The sequence below is a fragment of the Pirellulales bacterium genome, from assembly GCA_036499395.1.
Classification (GTDB): Bacteria; Planctomycetota; Planctomycetia; order Pirellulales; family JACPPG01; genus JACPPG01.
In genome coordinates this window covers 114,342-120,829 of the sequence record DASYDW010000056.1, presented here as the reverse complement: position 1 = coordinate 120,829, position 6,488 = coordinate 114,342, and the positions used below count along the sequence as shown (strand labels likewise).

At 61.0% G+C, this 6,488-nt stretch carries 6 protein-coding genes; 3 read left to right on the top strand and 3 right to left on the bottom strand.

Annotated features, from left to right (window positions below):
• Nucleotides 1-386 precede the first annotated feature (386 nt).
• Nucleotides 387-1,841, bottom strand: a complete 1,455-nt coding sequence (locus VGN12_08510) for a PQQ-binding-like beta-propeller repeat protein (GenBank protein ID HEY4309479.1) — start codon at nucleotides 1,839-1,841, stop codon at nucleotides 387-389.
• A 113-nt stretch (nucleotides 1,842-1,954) separates the two neighbouring features.
• On the opposite strand from VGN12_08510, the gene arfB reads away from it, so the two are divergent.
• Nucleotides 1,955-2,377, top strand: a complete 423-nt coding sequence (gene arfB, locus VGN12_08505) for an alternative ribosome rescue aminoacyl-tRNA hydrolase ArfB (protein ID HEY4309478.1) — start codon at nucleotides 1,955-1,957, stop codon at nucleotides 2,375-2,377.
• A gap of 85 nt (nucleotides 2,378-2,462) precedes the next feature.
• Here arfB and VGN12_08500 read toward each other — a convergent pair whose 3' ends face one another.
• Nucleotides 2,463-3,047: a sigma-70 family RNA polymerase sigma factor gene (locus VGN12_08500; GenBank protein HEY4309477.1), complete on the bottom strand. Its 585-nt coding sequence runs from the start codon at nucleotides 3,045-3,047 to the stop codon at nucleotides 2,463-2,465.
• A 420-nt stretch (nucleotides 3,048-3,467) separates the two neighbouring features.
• On the opposite strand from VGN12_08500, the gene VGN12_08495 reads away from it, so the two are divergent.
• Both VGN12_08495 and VGN12_08490 read left to right on the top strand, forming a co-directional pair.
• Nucleotides 3,468-3,749 carry a ferredoxin family protein gene (locus VGN12_08495; protein HEY4309476.1) on the top strand — a complete coding sequence of 94 codons (282 nt, stop codon included), beginning with the start codon at nucleotides 3,468-3,470 and terminating at the stop codon, nucleotides 3,747-3,749.
• 281 nt (nucleotides 3,750-4,030) lie between these two features.
• Nucleotides 4,031-4,579 (top strand): DUF456 family protein, encoded by a 549-nt coding sequence (locus VGN12_08490; GenBank protein HEY4309475.1) that lies wholly within the window; start codon nucleotides 4,031-4,033, stop codon nucleotides 4,577-4,579.
• A 30-nt stretch (nucleotides 4,580-4,609) separates the two neighbouring features.
• Here the strand turns inward: VGN12_08490 and VGN12_08485 are convergent, their stop codons facing one another.
• Entirely contained in the window at nucleotides 4,610-6,286 is a 1,677-nt protein-coding gene (locus VGN12_08485; GenBank protein ID HEY4309474.1) for a glycine--tRNA ligase, read from the bottom strand.
• Nucleotides 6,287-6,488: the final 202 nt, after the last annotated feature.

Genomic DNA, 6,488 nt, shown 5'->3' with positions numbered 1-6,488 from the left:
TTCCGCGCGCGCTCTTCTTTTTCATTGAGCTTGCGTTCCGCTTTCTCCGTTTCTAAAACGGCCCCAGCCGACTGTCAGCCGCCCACTCTTTCCCTTCCAGGCCAGAAGATTCTCGCCACAGAGTTCACCGAGGCCGCAGAGAATTCTCTAGGCACAGTTCCCTAACTTTCTCTTGGTGCCTTTTCGCGTTTTTCGTGGCCGGATTTTCTAAGTACTTGTAGGGTGTGTCCGAGACACACCACTCTTCTGATCCCTGGCTTCTAATCTTCGCAAATCGGCGCAATCTGCGGATAAACAAATCCTGGTGCGTCACAGACGCACCCTACCTGGGGCCGAAGAAGACCCTCGCTGGCGATTCGGGCTAGTGTGTTAGACCCACTGCCCACTCATTTCTTCTCGGCGATCAGTTCCAGGCAGACCAAACGGTTGTGGTCCCTCACGTACAACAGCCCGTGTGACAGGATCGGGGCGGCCCAGGCGGGATAGGTGAGCAGCTTTCGTGGGGCTTGTCGGGCGGCGAGCGGGTCGTTGGCGGGCGGGTCTTGTTCGGTGATCGCCAAAGGCTCGAACTTTTCCGGGTTCACTTTCACCAGCACCAAATCCCCTCCTTCGCTCAACAACAGGAAATGGCCGTCGGCATACAGCAAGCTCGATCGGGCCAGCCCCGGCTGGCTCCACATCACTTTGCCGGTCCGAAGTTCGACACAACGCATTTCGGCATTTTCCGAATGCCGGCCGCTCGATGCGTATACGTAACCGTCGACGTGGACCGGCGTGTTCCAATGCGTCTGCAGATGTTTGTCGCGGCGACGATCCTTGTCGCTCCAAACGACGTCGTAACCGCCCGGCTTTACCTTCAGAACAGCACCGCCCGGGCCATAGGTTTCGGAAATCAATACCAGGTCATCGACGACGACCGGATTACTGGCATTCACACTTTCCAGAATCGTCGCCCGCCACGGAAAGTGAAAATCGATCTTGCCGTCGGTCGGGTTGAAACCCAGCAGCCCACCCCGCGCGAATACAAAGCACCATGGCCGATCGCCGATCGTGGCCAGGGTGGGGCCGGCGTAACTGGCCAGCTCGTCGCTGGTTTGGTAACGGACGGCGCCGGTGAGCTTATCGAACGCTACGACGTCGCTGCCGTTACCACGCACGCGATCGAGTTGCCCGGGCGGCGTATTGCGTGTTGCGTCGGTCGATCCGCCGATCTGGCAGACGAGCAAGTCGCGAAAGATGACCGGCGTACTGCCGACGCCAAAAAAATTCTGCACGACCCCGAACTTTTCTTGCGTGTCGATCTTCCATACTGGTTCACCATCGACCGCGCGCAGGCAGTGCAACATGCCTTCGGCGCCGAAGATGTAAACCCGATCGCCGTCGATCACCGGCGAGCAGCGGGGGCCGTTGTCATAACCGTACAGGTCTTCGTACTCGGTCGGATATTCAAATTTCCACAGCGGCTCGCCGGTTTCGCTTTTCAAGCATTCCAGTCGCGCCTGTCCGCCAAAGCGTGAAAACTGAAACAACCTTCCGCGGCTGATCGACGGCATGCCGTACCCGGTGCCCAGGCGATGTTGCCAGACCACGGGCGGACCTTGTCGAGGCCAGGTGGTGAGAATGCCGCGCTCGCTCGATTTACTATCACCCGTCGGCCCAAGGAAGCAGGGCCAGTCCTCGCCCCCTGTGCGCGTGCCAAGGTCGGGCGGCAGAGCGGCCGGCGGCAGAGCCGCGGGCGACTTGCTCGCCGGAGCGTCGGCGGCGCGCGTCACGGCAGGCATGACGCAAGAGACGCCCGCTACCACGATCAAAAATGAAAGCCACGGCCAGCGAACCAGCATGGACGACTCCTTTCGATATCCCAGGACTATACTACAGGCGAGACCCGCGTTCGACTGTGTCCTTCGAGCGACTGTGCCCCGCGTACTCCGCCGCCTTCGTACAAGTAACCGCGATGTTAGTTGTTAACTCCCGATTGCAGATTCCCTTAAGCGAGTTCGAGTTCACCTACGCGCGCAGCTCGGGGCCCGGGGGGCAAAACGTCAACAAGGTGAACTCGAAGGCGCTCTTGCGCTGGCCAGTCGCCCACAGCGCGGCGCTGCCGGCCGAAGTGCGCGAGCGGTTCCTGCGCCGCTACGCCAGCCGAGTGACGACCGCCGGCGAATTGCTGATCAGCAGCCAGCGCTATCGCGATCAGGGGCGCAATGCCGAGGATTGCCTGGAAAAGCTGCGTGTGATGGTGGCCGAAGTGGCGGTCCGTCCCACAACGCGGCGCAAGACCCGGCCCACGCGCGCCTCGAAGGAACGCCGCCTCGATACGAAGCGCGAGGAGTCGTCGAAGAAGAAGCTGCGTCGTAGTCCCCAGCGCGACGAATAAGTCAGCGCGGACCGAACACTAGGGATACACCAACAGAGTTTTCACCAATAGTGTTAACGACGAGCGCACAGCGATCGCCTGCACACTACTGAGCCACGGGCCCCGCGTCGTCGCGACGCAATTTGGCACGCGCCCGGCTGAGCATTGGGCCGACGCTGTTTTCCGGCACGCCGGTGGCGGTGCTGATTTCGCGATAGCTTTTGCCTTCGATGTGGTACAGCCGCACGACGTGAGCCTCGTGATCTTCCAGATCCTCGAGCAGCCGTTCCACTTCGTCGCGATTGACGACCCGATCTTCGGAATCGCCGTTCACGCTTGCCGGAAATCCGTTCTCGTGGGCGGGCACCGCGGCCAGTCGGGCTGGCGCCTTGTTGGCCAGCAGATTCTTTACGACCACGCGCCGTGCAACGACCGTTAAATAAGTCGCCAGGCTGCTCTGACCACGAAAGCGTCGCAACACGGCGAAGTCCTTGCGGACCAGGCTCATGCAGACTTCGGCGCACAGGTCTTCGCGATCTTCGTTCGACAAGCGGATCGACCGGGCTTGGGCCGAATGGTTGATGACGTGCATCACCAGGCCCGTATATCGGTCAACGAAGTCTTCCCAAGCGCGGGGCTTGCGGCCCAGGCAGCGTTCGAGAAGTTTTCGGTCGAAGTCAGAAAGTGCCACGAAGACGTACCCTCGTTACCCGCGCGCGCGGACGGGGCGAATCCCTGCCGGAGACTAAAAGGCCGCACGGTTCGGGGGCGTAACCGGAACGCGGGCCGACTATTGGATTCTAAAACCGATCAAAAAACGGAGCAAGCCGACCCGAGACAACAAAATAAACAGTTTGTTAGCCACAGTTGACCACTTTCGGGGTGCATCCTATGATTCGGCGGATAAGCGTGTCCGGGCTGTCAACTTGTTCGCCGGCAAGTACTTGACGATACCTGCCTGGACGTGTTGAATGGCCGGCGACCGCAGGCGGAAGCGTCTGGCGGCGGAAAAGATCGTAAGCGCCCCGTGTATGGTGCGCCCCGCATTCAGACCCCCTTGTTTGCGGCCCCTTTGTTTGCGGTAGGTGAGCCGAAAGGAGAAGCGTTTCCCATGACTCACGTTGTTGCTGAGCCGTGTTTTGGTTGTAAGTACACGGACTGCGTCGTCGTGTGCCCCGTCGAGTGTTTCTACGAAGGCGAGCAGATGCTGTACATCCATCCGGATGAGTGCATCGATTGCGAAGCTTGCGTCCCCGAGTGCCCCGTGGAAGCCATTTTCCACGAGGATAACTTGCCGGAAGAGTGGAAAGACTTCACCGCGCTCAACGCGGAGATGGCCACCCAATGCCCGGTGATCACTGAGAAGAAAGAGCCGTTGGCCGGCGCCGAGTAGTCCGTAGCACCTTCCGGGTCCTACGCTATTTCGAAGTCGTACAACGCGCGAAGCGCTTCGCACACCAACCCGCCGGTGCGTCCCGGTGGGTTTTATTTTGCGCCGTGGCAAAAACCTACGGAGCTGCGCCGGGGCAACGAAGTTTCTGGCGAAGAGTTGCGCGGCTGTAACGAATATCCTATCGCGGCCGTGCCGGACACTCGAATTCCGCGCAACGTAAAATGCATCTGAGTCAGTCCGACACACCCTAGCGCCGCGGCAAACGGCGGAGCGGGCACGCTGTGCATACCCTGTTAATCGACCTGCCGCTGTTCCTGATCTACTGTGTGCTGTTGGTCGTGTGTTGGTGCATGACCCTGTTCGGCCTGCCCGGCAATTGGTTGATCCTGGTGCTGGCCTGCGCCGTAACCTGGCTCGCCCCGGCGGAATCGCGTCTCGAGACGGCACCGATCATCTTGGGCGCGCTATTGGCGCTGGCCGTCGGCGGCGAGGCCGTCGAATTTGCCGCCGGATCAGCCGCCGCGAATCGCGCCGGCGGAACACGTCGCGGCGCCGTCGGGGCGCTCGGCGGAGCAATGCTGGGTGCGATGGCTGGCGCCATGGTCGGGCTGCCGGTGCCGATTATCGGCTCGGCCGTGGCGGCCATCTTGGGCGGAGCCGTCGGCGCTATGGCCGGCGCGCTGGCGCTGGAATTTCACGGCGGTCGCGGCCTGGTCGCCAGTTGGCGCGTGGGACACGCCGCCTTTTGGGGCCGGCTATTCGGCACCCTGTCGAAGGCGGCGATCGGCGCCGTGATGGTCGTCGTCGCCGCGATCGCAGCAATGGCCTGATTAACGGTATGGCCCGAAGGGCCGCACTCCTTATGTCTGTAGCAGCCCTGCCAGTTCGTTGACGCAATCGTCGACTTTCACGCGCCATTGCTTCAGCGAATCGCGGTCACGGAACGTTACGGTCCCGCCCGACAGCGTTTCGCCGTCGACCGTAATGCAGACCGGCGTCCCGACTTCATCCTGCCGGGCGTAGCGGCGGCCGACCGCTCCCTTTTCGTCGTAATAGACGTTGAATCGCTTCTTCAGGTCGCGATAGATCTTCTGCGCCACCTCGGGCATGCCATCCTTCTTGACCAGTGGGAACACGGCCGCTTTCACGGGCGCCAGCCGCGGGTGCAGCTTCAAGAACACGCGCTCGCGCGGGTTGCCGTTCTCGTCGGGCACCTTGTCCTCGGTATAAGCCTCGCACAGAAACGCGAGCGTGGCCCGATCCGCGCCAGCCGAGGGCTCGATAACGTGCGGTATGAAACGCTCGCGCGTGATGTCGTCGTAGTACGACAGGTCCTTGCCGCTGCCGCGATGGCGCGGCTTACCGTCGGCATCCTTCTCGACAACCAGTTGATCCCCCTCGCGCACAAGCTTCCCTTCCATGTGGCTGCGCAGATCGAAATCGCCACGATGGGCGATCCCCTCCAGCTCGCCGTACTCGCCCGGCGGCAGGAAGGGGAACGCATATTCGATGTCGGCTGTGCCGCAGGAATAATGGCTCAGCTCGTCCTTGTCATGATCGCGCAGCTGCAAACGATCGCCGGCCAATCCTAGGTCGGTGTACCAGCGGTAGCGGCGGTCGCGCCAATACTTGTACCACTCGGGCGATTGGCTGGGATGGCAGAAGAACTCGATCTCCATCTGCTCGAACTCGCGCGAGCGGAACGTAAAGTTGCGCGGTGTGATTTCGTTGCGAAAGCTCTTGCCAGCCTGCGCGATGCCAAACGGCACGTTAACCCGGCTGCTGTCCACAACGTTCTTGAAATTGACGAAAATTCCCTGGGCCGTTTCCGGGCGCAGAAAGGCCGTTCCTTCTTCGCCGGCCAGGGCCCCGACCGTCGTCTTGAACATCAGGTTGAATTCGCGCGGCGTCGTTAGCGTACCGAGCGCCTTGGCGTCCGGACCGAGCACTTGAGAAAAATCAGCCCGAGAATGATCGAGCCGAATTCCTTCAGCAACAGATTGATCCTCGACTTGTTTCATCAGGCTGGTGACTGCGGCAACCTGGGCGAGTGACACGGCGGGCCCATCCCACGTGAGGTCGCCTTCGTCCTTTGCTCGCAGTCCGAAAAACTTCAACGCGCGTTGCTTGATTTGGTCGTCATGATGCGACTCCGCCATCGTCGTCACGAATATTTTCTTATCACGGTAGCTGACCCAGCGTCCGCGCACCTGATCGTGGCGGTAGCGCTTCTTGGACTCTCGGCAATCGACCATGAAATCGTGGAACAGGTCGTAATGCCCCGAAACTTTCCAGATCTGCGGGTGCATGATGATCGTGGAATCGAGCCCCACCATCTGAAACGCGCTCGGCGCGCCGGCCGGGGCGGTCAGATCGTCGTGGCCGGTGATCATGTCCCGCCACCAGGCCTCTTTGATGTTCCGCTTCAGCTCGGTCCCCAACGGGCCATAATCCCAGAAGCCGTTCAGGCCGCCGTAGATTTCGCTGGATTGAAAGAGAAAGCCTCGCCGCTTGCAAAGCGAGACCAGTTTGTCCATGTCCATCGTCGTGCCTTGTCGCTGACCTCTCGCCGCGGCTGCGGAGAGACTGGGTGCTGCTGAACCGTGGGAAACCGACCAGTGTACCGCCCCCGCGTAGGGAAGGTCTAGCACGGCCGCGGGCAGATAGTGTCTTAAGTTTGAATGGCACTCGGATAAGGAATGCTCGCCATCCTCGGAAATCGGGGGTGCGCGATGAATA

Bases quoted from the DNA above. Each gene is read 5' to 3' on its own strand.
- VGN12_08510 (HEY4309479.1), bottom strand. From the start codon at position 1,841: ATGCTGGTTCGCTGGCCGTGGCTTTCATTTTTGATCGTGGTAGCGGGC.
- arfB (HEY4309478.1), top strand. From the start codon at position 1,955: ATGTTAGTTGTTAACTCCCGATTGCAGATTCCCTTAAGCGAGTTCGAG.
- VGN12_08495 (HEY4309476.1), top strand. From the start codon at position 3,468: ATGACTCACGTTGTTGCTGAGCCGTGTTTTGGTTGTAAGTACACGGAC.
- VGN12_08485 (HEY4309474.1), bottom strand. From the start codon at position 6,286: ATGGACAAACTGGTCTCGCTTTGCAAGCGGCGAGGCTTTCTCTTTCAA.